Origin of the sequence: Clostridium sp. BNL1100 (genome assembly GCF_000244875.1) — a bacterium.
Taxonomy (GTDB): Bacteria; Bacillota; Clostridia; order Acetivibrionales; family DSM-1351; genus Ruminiclostridium.
In genome coordinates this window covers 2664876-2687669 of the sequence record NC_016791.1, presented here as the reverse complement: position 1 = coordinate 2687669, position 22794 = coordinate 2664876, and the positions used below count along the sequence as shown (strand labels likewise).

The window sequence follows — 22794 nt, the reverse complement described above, 5'->3', positions numbered from 1 at the left end:
AGGTTTTAATGGAACAGGAAAAAGTAAATTGCCTTAAATGCAAGCATTACTTTATAACTTATGATGCCAGAATGCCTTACGGCTGTAAGCTTTTTGGCTTTAAAGGCAGACAGATGCCTTCTGTTTCCGTTCGCCAGTCATCGGGGAACAATTGTCAGGGCTATGATGTAAAGGACAAACAAAATAAGCCTTGAAAAAAGAGTAAAATTTGTGAAAAAGTTTAGTACAAATTACCTTTATCTTATTGACAATGATTATCATTTTAAGTTAATATATTATTGAGAATAGTTATCAAAAAGGTGGCGGTTAATTTGACATTAGACAAAGTTAACAGAGGAGATATCATTGAAATTGTAAGTATAGAAGATAAGGATATCCGTGCCCAAGCAATCCGCCTTTGTATATACGAAGGTTCCAAACTGAAGTGTGCCGAAAAACTGCCGGCTGGACCGATAATATTGCAGAACAGACTTCAGGAAGTTGCTATCAGCAGAAAACTTGCAGAACACATAATTATTGAAAAAGTGAGCTGAACTAACTGAAATTATTGGTATGCCTGGGGGATATTATGGAAAAGACTATTACTAAAAAAGATTTAAAGCATCTGGTTCTTGTGGGAAACCCAAATGTAGGGAAATCGGTATTTTTCAACGCACTTACAGGAGTGTATGTTGATGTATCGAACTTTCCCGGTACTACGGTAGATATAAGCACCGGGCGTTACGGAGATTATATAGTAGAGGATACACCCGGAATATATGGTGTATCCTCATTTAATGATGAGGAAAGAGTTGCCAGGGACGTAATAATTAACGGAGACCTGGTATTAAATGTAATTGATGCGGTTCATATGCAAAGAGATATTTTTCTGACACAGCAGCTTATTGATATGGGCAAAAAAGTAATTGTTGCAGTGAACCTTATTGATGAGGCCACTAAAAACGGCATTAAGGTAGATACTGAAGCGCTGTCCAGACAATTGGGGGTGGAAGTTGTTGCTACCTCCGCGCTCAAAGGTATTGGCATGAATGAAATTAAGCAAAAGATAGCCAATGCCGGAGTTGGCATAAAAACTGAAGGTGTTCAGGAGCTTTTGAATAATTATGACCTAAACGAAATAACCGAAGCAGAAGCTTTGATGCTTTTGGAAGATGATGAGGTTCTTTCGGAAAGAAAGGATTTGCCTACTGCGGGAAAACGGGAAGAGATTTATAAAAATAGGCGTCAAAGAGTAGACAAAATTCTGGAAAGCGTTCTTTCTGATTCATATAATGGAACAAGTTTGGGAACTACCATTGGAAGACTGCTGTTAAAGCCTATTACAGGTATACCAATGCTGCTTGCAATAATGGTAGGTATGTTCTGGTTCATAGGAGTTTTTGTAGCACAAACAGTTGTTGATTTTACAGAAGGAACAGTGATGGAGGGCTATTATAAACCTTTTATTGAATCAATTTTAAGTTTTATCCCTAAAAACTCCTTTATCGGAAGTTTATTGATAGGCGATTACGGATTATTAACAATGACAGTAATTTATATATTAGGACTGCTGCTGCCTTTGACTATAGGGTTTTACATGCTTATGTCAATTCTTGAGGATTCCGGCTTCTTGCCCAGAATCGCAGTACTTTCAGACAAAACCCTTTCAAAGGTTGGCCTTAACGGAAGGGCAATAATACCTCTTATATTGGGATTCGGCTGTATAACCATGGCTACAATGACAACCCGTCTTTTAGGGTCAAGAAGAGAGCGTGTAATTGCTACGTTTCTATTGGGACTGACGATTCCATGCTCAGCACAGTTTGGTGTAATCATAGGATTGCTGACCCCTTTGGGAATGAAATATATAATAGCTTATACCCTATTATTAATTTTAATATTCGGCATTTCAGGAGTTCTAATGAACAAAATCCTGCCGGGAGAATCTACGCAGTTATTTATAGACTTACCGCAAATAAGGATGCCTCAGTTTAAGAATGTTATGAAAAAGACATTTGTAAAGGCAAAAGCCTTCCTTATTGAGGCTACACCGATATTTGCTCTTGGTGCGGTTTTAATAACGGTATTACAGTACACAGGTCTCCTTGGAATAATCGAAAATGCCATATCACCTTTGACGGTTCAATGGCTTAAGCTGCCTGAACAGGCATCTGTAGTTTTCATAATGGGAATTATCAGAAGAGACTTTGGCGCAGCAGGACTAAGTCACATGGTACTGACAAATCCGCAAATGCTGGTGGCACTTATTACTATTACGTTGTTTGTACCATGTGTAGCTTCAATTATTATGATATTTAAGGAAAGATCAAAGGCAGAGGCAACTGCAATCTGGCTTGGAAGCTTTGCTATAGCATTTTTGGTAGGAGGAGTTCTGGCTCAATTGATAGTCTAACAAGGAGGCATGAATTATGTTAGTTGTGTGCAGCCAGTGTAATTACCAGTTTGAATATAATTCAGAGAAAAAAGAAAATACAAAGTGCCCAAGATGTGGTAAAATATTTATAGAAAAGCGGGGATGTGAAAATTGTAAAGGATGTTCATTGTGGAAAACCTGCAAAAATAGTTGAAGGAGGACTACCTTTTGAATACTGGCGACAGCGGCTTTTTAAAAGAAAAATTAAAGGAATGCGGATATAAATTTACAGGGCAAAGAGCGGCAATCCTTGATACATTGGTTCAGTGTTCAGGACAACATGTAAGTACGGAGGAGCTGTTCAATATGGTTAAAGCCAAGCATCCTGAAATTGGCCTTGCAACAGTGTACAGAACTATGGTTTTGTTGGATAAGCTCAATCTTGTTCATAAACTTGATTTTGATGACGGTTTTAGCAGGTATGAGCTGGTCAAACCCAATGAGGATCACAGACATCATCATCTTATTTGCAGTTCCTGCGGGTGTGTTTCGGAAGTTGAGGAAGACTTACTGGATAATCTGGAGGAAGAAATTCTTAGAAAGAACGGCTTTCTGGTAAAAGACCACAGAGTACAGTTCTATGGATTATGTAAAAAATGCAGGGAATAAATTATATAACTTATATTATGTTAATGGAATATATTCCTCAATATGTTATAAATGATATTGCCGGATTTATAAAGAAATAATATATCGCTTAAATAATGGGAACACTTCGTTATATATAAATAACGGAGTGTTTCTTTATGTATTTAATCAACAGAATTTTCAACCCGGAAATATATCAGGGAAGGTATAGGCATAGAGGTTATTTTGAGGGATGGTATTTCAAAATAATTGATAAATATGCTAAAAATATTTATGCGGTTATTCCTGGTGTGTCAAAAACCAAAAGTGACAAGCATGCTTTTATACAGGTAATTGATGCGGTTTCGGGGAAAACACTGTATAAAAGGTTCCCAATCAGTGACTTTTCATATTCTGTAAAAGAATTTGATATTTCAATAAAAGACAATCACTTTGACAGAAATGGTTTTTCAGTTAATATACAGGATGGGGACTTTAATTTAAAAGGTAAAATAGGTTATACAGAGGTGGTTCCGTTTCCCAAGACCATATTTAACCCCGGCATTATGGGGCCTTTTTCTTTTATACCTTTTATGGAATGTTACCATGGAATTGTAAACATACATTGCGGAATTGAAGGATTTTTAAATATTAACGGGAGGGATACGGATTTTATGGGAGGTTACGGATATCTTGAAAAGGATTGGGGAACCTCTTTTCCAAAGTCATGGATTTGGCTTCAGTGTAATCATTTTAAATCGGAAAACACTTGCCTTATGTTTTCAATTGCAGCCATACCATGGCTGACATCAAGTTTTGACGGTTTGATTTCATTTTTAAAGTTTGGAGACAACTTTTTTAGATTTGCCACTTATACCGGAGCTAAAATTAAAAATCTATCTTATATAAATAACATTCTTGAAATTGTTGTGGAAGATTCCAAGAATACACTTTTACTAAAAGCTTCCGTATCAAGGGGCGGAGTTCTAAAAGCACCAAAAAACGGCATTATGGATATAGATATAACTGAAAGCATAACTTCTCAGGTAGACGTTATTTTACAAGATAAAAGCGGTAATATAATTTTTTCAGATTCCGGTAATAATACGGGACTAGAGCTGGCAGGAGACTTCAGACAATTTGAAAAGGTAAATTAGTTCTTTACCCATTTACTATATTATGATAAAATTCAATAGTACCAGTTGCGGGGGAACCATTTTGGTTGAGAAGGTAAAACCTGACCCTTGGAACCTGTCGGTTAACACCGGTGTAGGGAAGCAAAATATTATCAGAAATTTTAGAAAGATTTTGATAAATGCCGCTCACCTTACAAAGGTGGGCGTTTTTTATTGTAAAATTTTATATTAGAGATTGTGGGGGGACCAATTTTTGGTTGAGAAGGTAAAACCTGACCCTTGGAACCTGTCGGCTAATACCGGTGTAGGGAAGCAAATACGATTACTTATTGTATAGGTTAAAGGTGCTTTCCTGTTGGAAGGCATCTTTTTTATGTGTCTTTTACTTTGCCAAAGGCCAAGCGGAACAAATACCCCTGTTACATTAAGGAGGTGTAGCAATTATTGAAAAAAGTATTAACTATTGCAGGATCTGACTGCAGTGGAGGAGCAGGAGTTCAGGCAGATTTGAAAACCTTTGCTGCTCATGGAGTTTATGGAATGAGTGTTATTGTATCGGTGGTAGCAGAGAATACGTGCAGGGTTATTGATATCCAGGATATAACTCCTGATATGCTTAAAAAGCAGATGGATGCAGTTTTTGAAGACATAACACCCGACGCTGTAAAAATAGGTATGCTGTCAGGCAGGAAGTGTATGGAAGCAGTTGCTGAAAAATTGGAACAGTATAAGCCTATAAACGTTGTTATTGACCCTGTAATGATTGCAAAAGGCGGTCACGCCCTGATGAAAGAAGACGCTTTGGAGTTTTTTAAAAAAAGATTGATACCTCTGGCGGGCATACTAACCCCCAATATTCCCGAGGCGGAGGCAATAACCGGAATGGAGATAACTACCTCAGAGGATATGAAAAAGGCAGCTGTTAGCATATACCAAATGGGTGCAGGAAATGTTCTGATAAAAGGCGGACATTTGAATGGAGATGCGGAAGACATACTTTTTGACGGAAGAGAATTTTACATATATTCAACTAAAAGAATTCAGACAAAAAATACCCACGGAACAGGGTGTACATTTTCTTCTGCCATAGCCTCGAACCTTGCCTTGGGACTGTCTTTTCCAATAGCGGTTGAAAAAGCAAAAGCATACGTCACAATGGCAATTGAACATTCACTTGAAATCGGAAAGGGGCATGGCCCCACACATCATTTATATGGAGTTTACAAAAACGGATTGGATAATTGGAGGTTGCTATGAATTATAAAACACAGATGGAAGCGGCAAAAAAAGGTATTATTACAAATGAAATGATGATTGTTGCACAGAAGGAGTCAATTGACGAAAACAACCTGCGGGAGCTTGTAGGTGAGGGGAAAATAGCCATTCCGGCAAATATAAACCACAGGTCCCTAAGTCCTGAGGGAATAGGCCAAGGACTTAGAACAAAAATCAATGTAAACCTGGGTATATCAGGAGACTGTCCTGATTATACAAAAGAAATGGAAAAGGTTGATATGTCAATCAAATTTGGCGTTGAAGCCATAATGGACCTTAGTAATTACGGAAAGACAAACACCTTCCGTAAAGAGCTTATTAAGCGTTCTCCTGCCATGATAGGAACAGTTCCCATGTATGATGCCATAGGCTACCTTGAAAAGGACTTGATGGATATTAAGGCTTCAGACTTTTTTAAAGTTGTTGAGGCTCACGCTGCAGAAGGCGTGGACTTTATGACAATTCATGCAGGAATAAATAAACGTGCTGTTGAGTGCTTCAAACGCTCAAAAAGACTTACCAATATTGTTTCAAGAGGAGGTTCCCTTCTTTTTGCATGGATGGAGATGACCGGCAATGAAAATCCTTTTTATGAATATTATGATGATTTCCTTGAAATTCTCAGGGAATATGATGTAACAATAAGTCTCGGAGATGCACTGAGGCCCGGCAGTATCAACGACAGTTCAGATGCCGGACAATTAAGTGAACTTATAGAGCTGGGCAACCTGACCAAACGTGCATGGGAAAAGGATGTACAGGTAATGGTTGAAGGGCCGGGACATATGGCTATGAATGAAATAGCCGCCAATATGACTATTCAGAAAAGACTTTGTCATGGAGCACCTTTCTATGTACTGGGGCCTCTCGTAACTGACATAGCACCGGGCTATGACCATATTACTTCGGCAATTGGCGGAGCAATTGCTGCTGCTAATGGTGCAGATTTCTTGTGTTATGTAACTCCAGCAGAGCATTTAAGATTGCCAGACCTTTCGGATGTAAAAGAAGGAATTGTTGCTTCAAAAATCGCTGCCCATGCCGCCGATATTGCTAAGGGAATACCCAATGCACGTGAAATTGATAACAAAATGAGCGATGCCAGACGCAGAATTGACTGGGAAGAAATGTTCTCGTATGCTATTGACGAAGATAAGGCAAGAGCATATTTTGAAAGTACACCTCCCACTGACAAACATACCTGTTCAATGTGCGGAAAAATGTGTGCTATGAGGACTACAAATAAGATCTTAGCCGGTGAAAAGGTCGAGTTTGTAACAGAGAAATAGTAAAGGAGACCAACTATGAATGATTATACAAAGAAAATAGCAAGCTTAATTGCTGAAGTCAGAAGCAAAAAGCCACTTATTCACAATATTACAAATTATGTAACCGTAAATGATTGTGCAAATGTAATTCTGGCAATAGGGGCCTCCCCAATTATGGCAGATGATATTAATGAGGCTGCGGATATCACTTCCATTTCTTCCGCACTTGTAATAAATATAGGGACATTAAACAAAAGAACTGTGGAATCAATGATTTTATCAGGTAAAAAAGCAAATGAGAAGGGTATTCCCGTAATATTTGATCCTGTCGGTGCAGGGGCCTCGACGTTCAGAAATGAAGTCACAAGAACTATTCTGGATAAAGTGAAAATAAGTGTTTTGCGAGGAAATTTGTCTGAGGTATCTTATATAGCAGGGCTTAATGCCACAACAAAAGGTGTTGATGCATCAGAAACTGATATTGAATCCAATGACTCCACGGCCGTTGCAAAAAAAGCCGCTGCAAAGCTTGGTTGTATTGTAGCCGTAACCGGAGCCGTTGATGTAGTTTCAGATGGCAAAAACGTTGTGACTATCTCCAACGGACATAAAATGCTGTCAAATGTCACGGGAACTGGCTGCATGACTACTGCCTTGGTTGGCTCCTTCTGTGGTGCAGAAAGAGATTATTTCAAAGCTGCTGTTGCAGGAGTGACAGTAATGGGAATAGCGGGAGAGATTGCCTATGAAGCAGCAGGACATAAAGGAACGGGAAGCTATCATATTGCAATAATTGATTCCATTAGTAAGATGGATGAAAATATTTTCGGAGAGAAGGCAATAATAAATGAACTCTAAAATTGATTATACCCTTTATCTTGTAACCGACCGTGACCTCATGAGTACCAAAACACTGGAAGAAGCAGTAGAGCAGGCAATAATGGGAGGCTGTACTTTGGTTCAGTTACGTGAAAAAACAGCTTCTTCCCGGGAATTTTACCAAACTGCACTTAAAGTTAAAGCAATAACAGACAACTATAAGGTACCGCTTATTATAAATGACAGAGTTGATATCGCTTTGGCAATAGGAGCTGACGGAGTTCATGTAGGGCAGAGTGATCTGCCGGCTGTTGTTGTGCGGAAAATTATAGGTAAAGACAGAATACTCGGTGTATCGGCAGGGTCTGTTGAGAAGGCAATAGAGGCTCAAAGAGACGGGGCTGACTATATCGGGGTGGGTGCCTTGTTTTCTACAAGCACAAAAACAGATGCAAAGTCAGTGTCCAAAGAGACTCTCATGAAAATTTTAAAAGAAGTATCAATTCCTATAGTAGGGATAGGCGGAATAAATGCACAGAATGCAGTTGAACTGAAAAATACGGGAATAGACGGGATTGCTGTAGTATCGGCTATTATTGCACAAAAGGATATAAAATTATCTGCTGAAAAAATGCTTGAAATATTTGGGAAAAAAGCTTAAAAAAAATACCTCAAATCTTAACGGATAAAGGAAGGATTTGGGGTATTTTTTTGTGCTTTTTTGATTAAAAATTGCCAATAGCATAATCAATGTCTTTGTTTGGTAAAACTAAATTAACGTTAGTTGACTTAATAAATTCGTCAATGGTATTATTATGTAAATTAATTTATGACATTCAACGGAGCAAATCAATGAAGCGGATGATGACAACCAGGGTAAAGACTAAGAAAAAAATTTATATCCCTGTAAAAAACAAGTTTATAATAAGCATGATTGTAGGACTAATTTGGATGGCTTTATCCATCTATTTTTCCATACCATGGATTATTGATTTATCACATTACATAACTTTGCCAATCTCCATACTGGTAATTGCCGGTATAGCATATATCCCCGGATATATGAATGCATTCATGGTATCAAGCCTCTTATTGGACAGGCAGCCGGAAGTTAAAAATTCTACGCCCAAAGTCCCCGTAACCATACTGATTGCGTGTTATAACGAGGAAAAAAGTGTTGAAAATACTGTAAAATATGTAGCAGCACAGGATTATGAGGGAGAAATAAGGATAATAGTAATAGATAATAATTCAAAGGACAAAACAGCTGAAGCTGCAATAAAAGCAGGAGAAAAAATGAAGCTCAATCTGACCGTAATTCATGAGAGTACTCCCGGGAAAAACTTCGCTTTAAATGCTGCACTGGAACATGTAGAGACAGAATATGTGTTGACGCTTGATGCAGATACATTGCTGCATAAATCTGCTTTAAGGAATATTGTTGCCCGTATGGAAAGTTCATCTGACGACGTATGCGCTGTTGCAGGAACAGTTCTTGTCAGGAACAGCCGTGGGAAAATGCTGGCAAGAATTCAGGAATGGGACTATTTTTTAGGAATTGCCAGTATTAAAAGATTGCAGGGGTTGTTTCAAAGCACATTGGTAGCACAGGGAGCTTTTTCATTGTACAAGACTAAGCTGATTAGGCAAGTGGGTGGCTGGCCTGATGCAATAGGAGAGGATATAGTTTTGACCTGGAGTTTTTTAAAAAATAATTGCAGGGTTTATTTTGAGCCGTTGGCAGTTGCATTTACAGATGTTCCTACTTCTTTGAAGCATTTTTTCAGACAAAGAAGCAGGTGGGCCAGAGGAATGGTTGAAGCCTTGAAGCTATTCAAGCCTTGGTCCCAGCCAGTATATTATGGGAGATATCTTACGGGTTGCAACTTATTCATGCCGTTCATGGATTTTGTGTATACGTTTTGCTGGCTACCGGGGTTGGTACTGGCCTTTTTTGGGCATTTTTGGATTGTGGGCCCGGCGACTCTTTTTGTAATACCACTTGCATTATTTCAGAATTTTGTATTGTACACCTATCAAAAGGGTGTTTTTAAATCTTTAAATCTGCGTGTAAGAAAAAATGTTATGGGATTCGTTTTATATGTTTTATTTTATCAGATGTTAATGAGTCCTATTTCTGTTTGGGGATATATTCAGGAAACCCTTAAGCTTCGAAGAGTATGGAAATGAGATTATTTTTGTACAAAATTTATAGTAAACAAATTAATTTTCTGTCTGTCTTTGTCTATAATTACTAAAAATTTTCTAAAAAAATCAAAGGATTATAAAAAAAATCACATTTATTTAGATTCCTCAAAAGATTAATATAACAGTATAAAACTTGACCGACATACTTATTGTTCCCGGAACTTACTTCTAATATACGTCGGAAGGGTAAAATATTTTTCAGGAGGAATAAAGACATGAAAAAGGTAATCGCTTTGATTTTGGTAGCTGTCCTCTCAGTAGGTATGCTTGCAGCTTGTGGAACTTCAACTGATACTTCCGCATCTTCATCAGCAGCATCAACTGATTCTGCAAAAGCTACAGATACAGCTGCCAGCGGACAATTAATCGGTGTAGCAATGCCTACTCAGTCATTACAGCGTTGGAACCAAGATGGTGCCAACATGAAGAAGGAACTTGAAGGAAAAGGCTACAAGGTTGATCTTCAGTATGCTAACAATGATGTAAACACTCAGATTCAGCAGATCGAAAACATGATTGTTAAGGGCAGTAAAGTTGTTGTTATTGCAGCAATTGACGGTTCAGCTCTCACTGACGTTTTGAAAAAAGCAGCAGATAACGGAGTAAAAGTAATAGCTTATGACAGACTTATCATGAAGAGTCCAAACGTAGACTATTATGCAACATTTGATAATTTCAAGGTTGGTGTGATTCAAGGTCAATATATTGAAACAAAATTGGGCCTTAAAGATGGAAAAGGACCATTCAATATTGAACTTTTTGGTGGATCACCTGATGATAATAATGCAAATTACTTCTTCGACGGTGCATATAGTATTTTGAAACCATATATAGAAAGCGGTAAGCTTGTTGTAACAAGCGGTCAGAAAGATTTTGCAAAAATCGCAATCCAAGGTTGGGATTCTGCAAAAGCACAAGCAAGAATGGATAATCTGATCACAGCTAATTATGCAGGCGGTAAGAAACTTGACGCAGTTCTTTCACCAAATGACAGCCTTGCAATCGGTATTGTTGCATCTCTCAAAAATGCAGGTTTCGGCAGCAGTGACAAGCCATATCCGATTATTACCGGACAGGACTGCGATAAGCCAAACGTTATAGCAATGATTAACGGACAACAGTCAATGTCAATATTCAAGGATACAAGAACTCTTGCATCAAAGGTTGTTGAAATGGTTGATGCTCTGTTACAGGGAAAAGAAGCTCCTGTTAACGACACTAAGACTTATGACAACGGAAGCAAAGTTGTTCCTTCATTCCTCTGTGATCCTGTATACGCTGACAAAGACAACTACAAGCAAATTCTTGTTGACAGTGGTTATTACAAGGAAGCTGATCTGAAGTAATAAATAATAGGAATATGCAGATAATTTAATTAAGCAAACTAATTACATTATGCAAACCGGACATGGATGTGTTCGGTTTGCATATGTCAAGGCTTGATAAGCTTTCATATATGCAAGCCGAATACAAAGTAAAGGGAGATGAGGAAATGGCAGAGTTTATACTTGAAATGAGAAATATTACAAAGCTTTTTCCCGGAGTAAGAGCCCTTGACAACGTTAATTTCAAAGTGCGAAAAGGGGAAATCCACGCACTTGTTGGAGAGAATGGAGCGGGAAAATCCACATTGATGAATGTACTAAGTGGAATTTATCCCCATGGCACTTACGCAGGAGATATAATTTTTGACGGACAGGAATGTATTTTTAGTAATATTAAAGATAGTGAAAAGATGGGTATCGTTATTATTCATCAGGAATTAGCCTTAGAACCTTATCTTTCCATAGGAGAAAATATATTCTTACGTAATGAAAGGTCAAAGTACGGTTTTATAAACTGGAACAAGACACATATTCAGGCAACCGAACTTCTGAAAAAAGTACGTCTTAAGGAAGATCCATATACACTTATATCTGAAATTGGTGTAGGTAAACAACAGTTGGTTGAAATTGCAAAAGCTCTTGCTAAGGACGTTAAACTGCTTATATTGGATGAGCCGACTGCTGCATTGAACGAAGATGATTCAGAAAATCTTCTAAAACTTATACTTGAGTTAAAAGCAGAAGGAATCAGTTCCATTATAATTTCACATAAGCTTAATGAGGTTTTGGAGGTAGCTGACACTATTACTGTTCTTCGTGACGGGGCAACTATCGAGACAATCCAAAAAGATGAGGATTTAACTGAAGACAGAATAATAAAGGGAATGGTTGGACGTCAGCTGGTTGACAGGTTTCCTAAACGGACACCTAAAATCGGTAATATAAATTTTGAAATTAAGAACTGGAATGTTTATGATCCTGCTATTGAAGGCAAAAAGGTTATAAAGAACGTAAACCTTAATGTAAAAAAAGGTGAAATAGTAGGTATTGCCGGGTTAATGGGATCAGGAAGAACCGAACTGGCAATGAGTGTATTCGGAAAGTCATATGGTAAAAATATCAGCGGAGAGATTGTTAAGGACGGAAAAAAGATCGAGCTTCACAATATAAAACAAGCAATTGATAATGGACTGGCTTATGTAACTGAGGACAGAAAGTCAGCGGGTCTTATCCTTATTCAGGATATAAAAAATAATATATCTCTCTCAGGAATTCAAAAACTCAAGAAAAATATGCTTGTGGATGAGAATCAGGAAATCCGTGTTGCTGAGGATTTTCGTAAAAAAATGAACATTAAGTCTCCTAGCATATTACAAAAAACCGGCAATTTATCAGGCGGAAATCAACAAAAAGTTGTTTTAAGCAAATGGATATATACTGAACCGGATGTGCTGATTCTGGATGAACCTACAAGAGGTATCGACGTCGGAGCCAAATATGAAATATATACCATAATAAACAGATTGGTAGACGAAGGAAAGTCAGTCATAATCATATCATCAGAGCTTCCTGAAATACTTGGCATGAGTGATAGAGTATATGTCATGAATGAAGGAAGGATTGTAGGAGAACTTGACAGGAGTCAAGCATCACAGGAAAGCATTATGAAATGCATTATGCAGAGTAACAGGGAGGTAGTGTAATGGAAACAATTAAAAATATTTTCAAAAAGAACATAAGGCAGTATGCCATGCTGATTGCCTTGGTTGTAATAATGGCATTTTTTCAGATTTCAACAAAGGGTGTCCTTCTGTTACCGATGAACGTGTCAAATTTGATACTTCAAAACAGCTATGTTCTTATCCTTGCAGTTGGTATGACCCTATGTATTTTAACCGGCGGTAACATAGACCTTTCGGTAGGTTCCGTTTGTGCTTTCATTGGCGGCATCATGGGTATTTTTGTAATAAATATGAAAATGAATGTTGGACTTGCCGTTTTACTGTGCTTGTTAATTGGTTTTATTATTGGAATTTGGCAGGGTTTCTGGATTGCATATGTAAGAATTCCTGCATTTATAGTTACCTTGGCTGGAATGCTTATTTTCAGGGGTCTTACAATAACTATGCTTAAAGGGTTGACTCTTTCACCTTTCCCTGAAAGCTTTACTAATATTAGCGCAGGTTACATTCCTGACCTATTTAACGGATTTGGTACAAAACTCAACATGTTAACTCTATTCATAGGAGTAATTGTTTCAATTATATATATTTATCTTGAAGTTAAGAAAAGAGCAGAAAGAAAAAAATATGATTTTGAAGTTGCACCGGGATATCTGTTCATAATCCAATTAGTTCTTGTGGTAGCTGCAATAGGTGTTTTCACCTACTGGTTGGCTGTTTACAAGGGAATTCCAATAATCCTTGCATTAATTGGTATTCTTATATTGGCATATTCAGTATTTACAATGAAGACAGTACCAGGACGTTATCTTTATGCAATGGGTGGAAATGAAAAAGCAGCAAAACTGTCAGGTATAAATACCAACAAGGTTCTTTTCTTCTCATATGTAAATATGGCAGTGTTGGCTGCGCTTGCAGGTATAACCTTCACTGCACGACTTAATGCAGCTTCTCCTCAAGCCGGAGTTAACTTTGAGCTTGATGCTATTGCAGCCTGCTTTATAGGTGGAGCATCTGCTTACGGCGGAATAGGAACAGTTGTTGGGGGTGTTATTGGTGCCCTGGTTATGGGTGTTCTGAATAACGGTATGTCGATACTCGGAGTAGGTAGTGACATGCAGATGACAATCAAAGGTCTTGTATTATTGGTAGCAGTTGCATTTGATGTACTTTCTAAATCAAAATCAAAATAAAAAGAGGTAAGCTTACAAATATAAAATAGGATTTCGTACTGTCCGTGTTATTTACTAGCGGCGGTAGAAATCCTATTATTTATATTTGGGTCGGCTTTAATGATATAATTCTGTGAAGGCAAATACTGATATAATTAAGGAGTTTTGATTGAAAATGGATAAAGGCGGATTTTTCAATAAAACCAAACTCGTTTACTTGGTATTGGCGTTATTTATAGCTTTACCGGGGTGCGGCGGTTCAACCTATGAAAAAAAAGGCGAAGAAGCTAAGCCAAGCACATCTTATGAAGAAAATTCGAAGGTTTCTGAGAAAAAGGATATTATAATAGCAATGGTTCCAAAATCGTTGGATAACCCTGTTTTTCTTGATGCACTTGAACAAGGTGAGCGTGTTGGAAGGGAATTGGGTGTTAAAGTTGAATGGCAGGGACCTATGCAGTCTGATACAAATGTACAGATTGCTATAGTTGAGAGCCTTATACGACGCAGAGTAGACGGAATTGTTATCAGTTGTATTGATCCCGGTAAAATAAAGCCTGTTATTGACAAAGCTGTCCAGGCTGGTATAAAGGTTGCCACATTTGATTCGGATTCTCCTGACAGCAACAGGCTTTTTTACTGCGGAACCGACAATTATGCGGCGGGAGTAGCATGCGGAAAGGCTCTGATAAAAGAAGCAAAGGCAAAGGGAAAGGACAAGCAGGCACTAGACCTTTTAATAATGACAGCAGATAAAGAAAGCAACAATCTGAACAAGCGACTCAATGGCTTTCTTGAAACAGCTCGTGAGGGAGGAATCCAACTCAATATAACAGCTACCCTGTACTGCAATGATGACGTGAATATTGCAGGAGATATGCTTGAAAATCATATTAGGACAGGGGATACTCCGGATGTATTTTTTAGTACGGGGGGATGGCCCTTTGTTTCGCCGCCGGAATCACTTCCAGGTTTTCATGCATGGTGTAAAAATGGAGGAATTTCTATTCTTGTAGATACCTATTATCCGGTACTGGAAGCCGCTGAAAAGGGTTTGGCGGATTCTTTGGTGGGCCAGAATTTTAATAAGATGGGCGAGTTGAGTATAAAAAATCTGTATAAAGCAATTAAGGGTGAAAAGATTCCTTCAAGTTTTATAGATACAGGCCTTGAACTGGGTAATAAGAGTAATTTTGCTAAACTCCTTCAGGGAAAACAAAGATGGGAGATAAAATAGTTATGAAGGACAACTTTTTTTTCGGTTTGTTCAGAAAGTTCAGTTTTTACAGTATAAGATCCAAAATGACCATTTGTTTTCTGGCTTTGGGTCTTATTCCTATTCTTATTTTTGGACTTATTTCATACCATCTTTATTTGCAAAACCTCCACAAAAATGTATCAAGCTATTCGGAACAGGTAATAGAAAGAGTTGACAAAAATCTGGAAACTTACATCAGTGATATTGAAAATATTATGCGGTTAAGAAGCAATTATTACTTTCAACAATATTCAAAATTAAATGAAGCAGGGGATATAGAAGGAAACAGAAAATACACAGTAAGAATATGGGAAACATTTGACAGTCTTAAACAAATGAAAACAGATTTGGTTGACATAAGATATATGTCTCCCTCCGGAAGTGCTATAAGTTGTTACGGCAGGTACTGGGGAGATATAACAACTGAACCGTTATATCGCGAATTGGTTACCAAAAAAAAGGATGTTGTAGCTATACAGCCGCCACATTTGAATATTCTGAATAAAAAAGTATTTTCCATCGGTCAGGCAGTGAACCGCACTGTAAAAGGAGATATGGGAATTATGGCTATTGATATAGACGTTAATTTCCTGAAAAAAATCTGTAGTGATATTAAGCTGGGTGAAACAGGTTTTGTTTTCTTTGAAAAGGATGGTGAAGTGGTATTTACCCCACAGAGCTCGGATAAGCACGGATTTTCAAATATAATAACTCAAAATCCTAAGCTTATGGATAGCAGAGATGGAAGCCTTGTAGACAGCATAAACAACACAAATTATATCATTACTTATAAGACATCTGCCATTACCGGGTGGAAAATCATAGGAGTTACTCCTGAAGCTGAGATGACCAGAGAAGTCAGTACGCTAAGAGGGGTATTTTTCTGGCTTATAACCTTGATAATCATTATAATTTTACTGCTTACCATATATCTTACCTCTGTTCTGACAAATCCAATGAGGAAGCTGAGGAGCATCATGAAACAAGCTTCTGAAAATGATCTGTCTATTTATGCGGATATAAGAACCAGGGATGAAATAGGGCAGCTGGCAAGCAGTTTTAATAAAATGATGAATCAGATAAGGGAGCTTATGGATAAAGTCAAAGACGATCAACAGAAAATAAGAGTTATGGAAATGAAGGCAATGCAGGAGCTTATTAAGCCACATTTTGTTTACAATACTCTTGATTCTATTATCGGACTTCTTGAACAGAATAGGAATGATGATGCTATAGATATTGTTGATTCCCTGGGCAAGTTCTTTAGAACAAGCCTTAGCCACGGAAGGGAAGTTGTTTTTATAAGGGAAGAAATTGACCACATCAGAAGCTATCTTATGATACAGCAATTTAGATTTTCCTACAAATTTGACTATTTGTTTGAGATAGATGATGAAATTTACAATTTTAGAACTGTTAAGTTAATACTACAGCCACTTGTTGAGAATTCTATATATCATGGTATAAGAAATCTGGATAAAAAAGGTCTTATAGTTATAAACGGCTATTTAAAGGATGACCAGATTATATTTGAAATCTCAGATAACGGTGAAGGGATAGGCGAAGAAAAAACTGAGCAGCTTAACCGAATAATGGCGGGGGAAGAAGAGGTTGAGGATCAGAACATGTATTTTGGTATTAGAAATGTAAATGAACGCATAAAATTGAATTTTGGAAGTGAGTACGGCTTAAAATACCAAAGCAAGGTATCTGTAGGTACAAAAGTAGTGGTAAATATTCCGCAGATAGGTAGGTGAGGGTATGTTCAGGCTTTTAGTTGTTGAAGATGAAGAAATGATAAGGAACAAAATAATATACAATACAAATTGGAAAGAACACGGATTTGTTGAGGTTTTTCAAGCAGCAAACGGTATAGAGGCCCTTGATATTGTCAGAAAAAATAACATTGATATAGTAATTACTGACATACAAATGCCCGAAATGAACGGCATTGAGCTTATCAGAGAGATAAAAAGCCTTAATCGGGGTATCAAGTGTATAATTATTACTGCATACGCAGAGTTTGAGTATGCAAAGGAGTCGGTCAAGCTGAATGTTAATGATTATATCCTTAAACCCTTTAAGTCCAAGGATCTGTTAGATATTGTAAAAAAACTCTCCGAGGAAATTATAAGGGAGAGGAACGAGCGCGTAGAAGTTGAAAACCTGAGAAGGCAGTTAAGAGAAAATAAGAAAGCCTTACGTGAAAAACTCTTCAATGATTTATTAAGCAACAGCTATATCGGCGATATAGAGAGTGACTTGAATTATCTTGAGCTTTCAAAAATAAAGGACCGGGATTACTTTATTGCAGTAATAAATATTAATAATTTTATGGAGCTTATTAAAGAAGAGGATGAGGAGCAGAAATATATAGTAAATCTGTCCTTTTACAACCTCGTTACCAAGTTTCTTTCATCCTTCGGAACAGATTCATCCAATACCTATGAAGACAAGCTTATTTATTCTGTTATAAATTATAAAATAGATCAGCTTGTTATTGCTGTTTATGATGATATAGATAAAATTATTCCGGCTTTCGAAGACTTAATTAAGTCAGGCAGACAGGAACTGGGATTTTCCATAACTATTGGTATCGGGAATAAGTATAAAAACTTTATAGATGTGCATATTTCTTACAGAGAAGCTTGTTCTGCGGCCTTGCTTGACCGTGTATACGGAAGGGAAATAGTTTATATTTTCAATGACCTTAATTTTGGTAATACGGTTTACAGTAAACAACTTCATATTCTTGGAGATACAAAGCTGTATGATGACCTTAAAATAGGTGCGTTTCCCGAAATAAAAAATGATATTGTTGACATTATTACACAGATTAAGAGCTCCAAACTTGAGTTGGATGCTATAAATACCATTATTTATAATATAGTACTTTTATCCTGCAAAACTATAAATGAGTTGGGCTATGATGTTTTTGAAATAATGGGCGAGGATTTCAACCTTCATTTTGATGTAAAGGAAATAAATAATCTGGTACAGCTTGAAGAATGGCTGCTCAGCTTTTTTTATAAAGTTAATGAATATATTAATCAAAAAAGAAGTAACAGAAATGAAAAGCTGCTTTCGAAAGTAAAGGATTATGTGGATAGGAATTATAATGAAAACATAACCCTCACAAGTATTTCAAAGGGTTTTGGGATTAGTTCCGGTTACCTTAGTGTACTGTTCAATGATCATATCGGACAGAATTTTATAGATTATCTTACTAACCTAAGAATTCAAAGTGCTAAAAATCTGCTTAAAAGTACAGACCTTAAAATTTATGAAATTGCAGACAGGGTTGGTTACCGTGATGCATATTATTTTAGTACGGCGTTCAAAAAAATTGTGGGAATAAATCCTACCGACTATAGAGAAAAGCTGAATATGCTTGAATAGAAATACCTGAAAGAGAAAAGCACAATATCCTTCACATATATGTGGCAGATACTGTGCTTTTCAGGCAATTATTATTCTTTTTGGCTAGTCCCTTGTCACATTTCTAAGCCATTTAAGGCTTCTATATCTCCATAAAACCAGAGGAACTTTAATAATTTCATCACTCATCAGAATTATGTAGACAACAGGTACACTCCATTTGAAAACGAAAGCCGCCAATGCACCAAATAGAATTGAACCACCCCACATGGTTGATATATCAAGGAATAGGCCAAACTTTGTGTCTCCGCCACCGCGGAAAACACCAACTATAAGGGTAGTATTGTAGGCTTGTGCTACCACGAAATAGGACATGACGAACATCATAACCGATAAATGCCCCCTTGTTATGGGAGTAAGGTTAAGTGTTGACATAAGAAAAGGCCTTGCAATGAGTATAAGAACCCCTCCTGCTATACCTGCAAGTATACTTAGCTTTATAAAACGGTTTGCATAATTTTTTGCACCTTCATAATTATTTTCTCCGATTGCCTTACCGACAGTTATGGCTGTTGCATTTGCGAGACCAAATGCTATGACTGTAGCAAGCTGTCTGGTAATCTGGGCTACGGAATTTGCCGAGACTACAGAACTCCCCAGATGTCCTATTACAATCGCATTGGTAGCGACACCTGCACCCCACATAAGCTCATTTATTGTTACGGGTATTGAATAAGTCAAGAAATCCTTAAATAATAATTTATCGTGTACCAATAAATCGGATGGCTTGAATTTAATCAGCTTATTAACCTTTAAGTGATATATGATTACGATTAATAATTCAACTCCACGTGCAGCCAGGGTTGCGATTGCTGCACCAACTATTCCCATTTTAGGTAAACCAAAAAGACCAAAAATAAGAGATGACGCAATAATTAAGTTTACAATAAGTGAAGCGAGGTATACAACTGTTGAAATAATTACACGTTCCACACTTCTCATAATGTTCAAATAAATCATGGTAATTGACATAAAAATATATGATAATGCTATAATTTTTAGGTATTTAACACCTTCTGCAATAACCGGTGCTTCATTTGTAAAAATTGTCATTACCTGTGCAGGAAATAGTAATACGACTGCAGTAAAAAATAGTGCAACCAAAAGAGAAAATCTCATACAGATTCCCATTATTTTTTCAATGCTTTTGGTGTCACCTTTACCCCAGTATTGAGCTGTAAGTACTGCCGCACCTGAAGTTAGCCCAAAAAATATAAGCGTCATTATGAACTGAACCTGACCTGCCAGAGAAGCGGCAGAAAGTACAGTTTCGCTTACTTTTCCAAGCATAAGAACATCTATTGAGGTTATTCCTACATTTATGAGGTTTTGGATAGCCATAGGAAGAACCAGAGCGAAAGCCATTTTGTAGAAGGATTTAGTATCCTTGGTTATGATGTTGTTTTCCATTTTGAATACTCCGTATTTTGAATCATTTTATAACTAGTATACAATATCATAATGTGATACCATAAGTAAAGTTAATAAAACCTTACTTTTGGGAGATGAAGGCTTTGCTTTATAGGGATAATGCAGGTTTATATATCCATGTGCCCTTTTGCAGTTCGAAATGTAATTACTGTGATTTTAACTCCTATGCTGGAAAGATTAATCTTGCTGAGAATTACTTTAAATCCATGAAAAAAGAAATCGAGCTTTATAAAGAAAATATGAAAGATTATCTAATCCATACGATATTTATAGGTGGTGGTACGCCTTCAGCTGTTAATGATAGATATATTTCTGAAATACTGGAAAAATGCAGGACTGAGTTTAATATATCCGCTAATTGTGAAATAAGTATAGAAAGCAACCCCGGTACGTTAAGCATAGAAAAACTAAAGGCTTATAAAAATGCAGGTATAAATAGAATAAGTATGGGATTACAGGCACACCAGGACAAGCTTCTTAAATACCTTGGAAGATGCCATAGCCACAAGGATTTTTCTCAAAGTGTAAAAAATGCAAGAGATGCCGGTTTTGAAAATATTAATGCGGATGTTATTTTTGGAATTCCCGGACAGACCCTTGATGACTGGAAAGAAACCCTTGGATATTTAATTTCTTTGGGTATCAACCATATTTCAGCTTACAGTCTTAAAATTGAAGAGGGTACCAAATTTGGCAGTATGGAGGAAGAAGGCGTTCTTGTTCCGGTGGAAGACGAGCTTGACAGAGAAATGTATCATTATGCAGTTGATTACCTAAGTGAAAAGGGATTAAAGCAGTATGAAATATCCAATTTTGCAAAAGAGGGGTATGAATGTAAGCACAATCTGACATATTGGAAGTGTGTGGACTACCTTGGCTTGGGTGCAGGGGCACATTCATGTTTAAAGGACATAAGATTTTCAAACGAAGTTTCCATAGAGGGATATATAGATTATCTGAAACGTGAGGACAAGCCTGTATATGAGGAATTTCCACTTGAATTAACAGATAAAATGTCTGAGTACATGTTTCTGGGATTACGGTTAACAAAAGGGGTGACAGGAAAAGAATTCTTTCAGCGTTTTAATCAGAACTTATTTACAAAATATAATGATTCTCTTGAAAGGCTTAAGAACAAAGGACTTATTGAGATAACAGGTGATTCCGTTAAATTAACAAGACTTGGTTTTGACTTGGCTAATCAGGTGTTTGTAGAATTTGTATGAATATAAAATGCAAAAATAAAAACTCAGGGTTAAACCTGAGTTTTTGTTTTTTAATTATTTTGCTGCATTTAAGGCTTTTGCTAATCTGGATTTCTTTCTCGCAGCGGTGTTTTTATGCATTAAGTTCTTTGCTGCGGCTTTATCTAAAGCCTTTGTAGCTGCTTTATAAGCGTCTGTTTTATTTTCACCAGTAGCGATAGCTTCCTTACACTTTTTAACAGTAGTCTTGAGTGCAGACTTTCTGATAGTGTTCTTCAAAGTCTTAGTCTCAATTACTTTAACTCTCTTTATAGCAGATTTAATGTTTGGCACAGTATTCACCTCCTGCGAGCCGGTTTAGCATAATAAGTGAGCAAAAATTACAAAAAATATGTTAATCGGTTTTACAAACCGCTTCTTGCCCATAACAGATGATATTTTACCATGAAAGGTTTTAAATTGCAAGTACAAACTGGATAAATTTGATTAGTACACTATATTAATATTTAAAATTTAATACTAAAAATGTGACATTTTGAAATAATATTAATGAATTTTAATAGTTTTATAACGAAAGGAAAATTATTTATGATTAATTTGTCCAACAGGTATACAGACCTTGCCATTGAGGCACATGAAATATTTATGAACAGCAGTGAAGCAAAGCAGCAGGCCCAGGAAGGCCAAACACCTCCCGGAGTGGTTATTGAAAATGCCGGAGACGAGGATGTAAAGATTACAAGAGTGCGTATTACTTCACGTACAGGAGAAGCTTCCATCGGAAAACCTATGGGAAACTATATAACTCTTGAGATCCCTGAATTAAAGGATAATAATGAGGATGTAAATAAAAAGACTATTGACGCTATGGCAAGAGAATTAAGGGATATGCTGAAGCTGAAAGAAGGCTCTACTACCCTTGTTATTGGGTTGGGAAACTGGAACGTTACTCCTGATGCATTGGGACCGAAGGTCGTTTCAAACCTGATGGTAACAAGGCATCTGCTTCAATATGTACCTGAACATGTTGATGAGGGGGTTAGTCCTGTTTGTGCAATTTCACCGGGAGTATTGGGCATAACTGGAATTGAGACCGGCGAAATTGTAAGAGGCGTCGTTGACAGACTTAAACCTGATGCCTTGATTGCGATAGATGCTCTTGCTGCAAGAAGCATGGAGAGGGTTAGCACTACCATTCAGATTGCAGATACGGGTATTGCACCGGGAGGAGGAGTTGGAAACAAGAGAATGGAGCTAAGCGAGCAGACTTTGGGGATGCCCGTGGTTGCTATAGGAGTGCCAACTGTAGTTGATGCGGCTACTTTGACAAATGATGCTATGGACCTTGTTATTGACAGCCTTATGAATGAATCACCAAAGGATTCCGGGTTTTACAACACTTTAAAGGATATTGACCGTGACCAGAAGTATGAACTTATCAAGGAGGCCTTAAATCCCTTTGTAGGCCACCTTATTGTTACTCCTAAGGAAATAGATGATATTATCAGCCGTGTTTCAAAGGTAGTGGCAAATGGGCTCAATATGGCTCTACACCAAGGAATCACACTTGACGATGTAGGCAGATATATTAACTGAT

The 22794-nt window shown here is 37.2% G+C and carries 20 protein-coding genes and 2 riboswitches; of the genes, 18 read left to right on the top strand and 2 right to left on the bottom strand.

Translation table 11 applies throughout. The features are described from left to right. Nucleotides 1-8: 8 nt before the first annotated feature. From CLO1100_RS11360 to CLO1100_RS11285, 16 genes are all read left to right on the top strand, one after another. Nucleotides 9-194: a hypothetical protein gene (locus CLO1100_RS11360; RefSeq protein WP_014313893.1), complete on the top strand. Its 186-nt coding sequence runs from the start codon at nt 9-11 to the stop codon at nt 192-194. Nucleotides 195-311: 117 nt separating this feature from the next. Further along, on the top strand, nt 312-533 hold the full coding sequence (locus CLO1100_RS11355; RefSeq protein WP_014313892.1) for a ferrous iron transport protein A: 222 nt from the start codon (nt 312-314) through the stop codon (nt 531-533). Nucleotides 534-568: 35 nt separating this feature from the next. Beyond that, on the top strand, nt 569-2392 hold the full coding sequence (feoB, locus tag CLO1100_RS11350) for a ferrous iron transport protein B (RefSeq protein ID WP_014313891.1): 1824 nt from the start codon (nt 569-571) through the stop codon (nt 2390-2392). A 189-nt stretch (nt 2393-2581) separates the two neighbouring features. Continuing rightward, the gene (locus CLO1100_RS11345; protein WP_014313889.1) at nt 2582-3022 is read left to right on the top strand and encodes a Fur family transcriptional regulator; all 441 of its coding nucleotides are present in this window, start codon (nt 2582-2584) and stop codon (nt 3020-3022) included. A gap of 137 nt (nt 3023-3159) precedes the next feature. After that, the gene (locus CLO1100_RS11340) at nt 3160-4137 is read left to right on the top strand and encodes a tocopherol cyclase family protein (RefSeq protein ID WP_014313888.1); all 978 of its coding nucleotides are present in this window, start codon (nt 3160-3162) and stop codon (nt 4135-4137) included. 39 nt (nt 4138-4176) lie between these two features. Continuing rightward, a riboswitch (TPP riboswitch) is annotated at nt 4177-4274 on the top strand. Nucleotides 4275-4345: 71 nt separating this feature from the next. Then, nucleotides 4346-4445, top strand: a riboswitch (TPP riboswitch). 115 nt (nt 4446-4560) lie between these two features. Further along, the gene (gene thiD / locus CLO1100_RS11335) at nt 4561-5373 is read left to right on the top strand and encodes a bifunctional hydroxymethylpyrimidine kinase/phosphomethylpyrimidine kinase (protein ID WP_014313887.1); all 813 of its coding nucleotides are present in this window, start codon (nt 4561-4563) and stop codon (nt 5371-5373) included. Further along, a complete protein-coding gene (gene thiC, locus CLO1100_RS11330; RefSeq protein ID WP_014313886.1) occupies nt 5370-6680 on the top strand; it encodes a phosphomethylpyrimidine synthase ThiC in 1311 nt (436 codons plus the stop codon). The genes thiD and thiC overlap by 4 nt, the downstream gene beginning before the upstream one ends. 15 nt (nt 6681-6695) lie before the next feature. Further along, complete coding sequence (thiM, locus tag CLO1100_RS11325; RefSeq protein WP_014313885.1) at nt 6696-7517, top strand: hydroxyethylthiazole kinase; 822 nt, start codon at nt 6696-6698, stop codon at nt 7515-7517. After that, complete coding sequence (thiE, locus tag CLO1100_RS11320; RefSeq protein ID WP_014313884.1) at nt 7507-8139, top strand: thiamine phosphate synthase; 633 nt, start codon at nt 7507-7509, stop codon at nt 8137-8139. The genes thiM and thiE overlap by 11 nt, the downstream gene beginning before the upstream one ends. Before the next feature lie 191 nt (nt 8140-8330). Then, nucleotides 8331-9668 (top strand): glycosyltransferase, encoded by a 1338-nt coding sequence (locus tag CLO1100_RS11315; RefSeq protein WP_014313883.1) that lies wholly within the window; start codon nt 8331-8333, stop codon nt 9666-9668. Between the two features lie 233 nt (nt 9669-9901). Beyond that, the gene (gene chvE, locus CLO1100_RS11310; protein ID WP_014313882.1) at nt 9902-11032 is read left to right on the top strand and encodes a multiple monosaccharide ABC transporter substrate-binding protein; all 1131 of its coding nucleotides are present in this window, start codon (nt 9902-9904) and stop codon (nt 11030-11032) included. 146 nt (nt 11033-11178) lie between these two features. Then, nucleotides 11179-12714, top strand: a complete 1536-nt coding sequence (mmsA, locus tag CLO1100_RS11305; protein ID WP_041700431.1) for a multiple monosaccharide ABC transporter ATP-binding protein — start codon at nt 11179-11181, stop codon at nt 12712-12714. Further along, complete coding sequence (mmsB, locus tag CLO1100_RS11300) at nt 12714-13886, top strand: multiple monosaccharide ABC transporter permease (protein ID WP_014313880.1); 1173 nt, start codon at nt 12714-12716, stop codon at nt 13884-13886. Before mmsA ends, mmsB begins: the two co-directional genes overlap by 1 nt. Nucleotides 13887-14040: 154 nt before the next feature. Then, nucleotides 14041-15102, top strand: a complete 1062-nt coding sequence (locus CLO1100_RS11295; RefSeq protein WP_014313879.1) for a substrate-binding domain-containing protein — start codon at nt 14041-14043, stop codon at nt 15100-15102. Between the two features lie 2 nt (nt 15103-15104). Next, nucleotides 15105-16880: a histidine kinase gene (locus CLO1100_RS11290; RefSeq protein WP_242836549.1), complete on the top strand. Its 1776-nt coding sequence runs from the start codon at nt 15105-15107 to the stop codon at nt 16878-16880. Nucleotides 16881-16884: 4 nt separating this feature from the next. Then, nucleotides 16885-18522 (top strand): response regulator, encoded by a 1638-nt coding sequence (locus CLO1100_RS11285; protein ID WP_014313877.1) that lies wholly within the window; start codon nt 16885-16887, stop codon nt 18520-18522. Between the two features lie 84 nt (nt 18523-18606). Here CLO1100_RS11285 and CLO1100_RS11280 read toward each other — a convergent pair whose 3' ends face one another. Further along, entirely contained in the window at nt 18607-19971 is a 1365-nt protein-coding gene (locus tag CLO1100_RS11280; protein ID WP_014313876.1) for an MATE family efflux transporter, read from the bottom strand. A gap of 104 nt (nt 19972-20075) precedes the next feature. On the opposite strand from CLO1100_RS11280, the gene hemW reads away from it, so the two are divergent. Further along, nucleotides 20076-21218, top strand: a complete 1143-nt coding sequence (hemW, locus tag CLO1100_RS11275; RefSeq protein ID WP_014313875.1) for a radical SAM family heme chaperone HemW — start codon at nt 20076-20078, stop codon at nt 21216-21218. Between the two features lie 54 nt (nt 21219-21272). Here the strand turns inward: hemW and rpsT are convergent, their stop codons facing one another. After that, entirely contained in the window at nt 21273-21530 is a 258-nt protein-coding gene (gene rpsT, locus CLO1100_RS11270; protein WP_004617529.1) for a 30S ribosomal protein S20, read from the bottom strand. Between the two features lie 255 nt (nt 21531-21785). Here rpsT and gpr point away from each other — a divergent pair, with 255 nt between their 5' ends. Beyond that, entirely contained in the window at nt 21786-22793 is a 1008-nt protein-coding gene (gene gpr / locus CLO1100_RS11265) for a GPR endopeptidase (protein WP_014313874.1), read from the top strand. Nucleotide 22794: the final 1 nt, after the last annotated feature.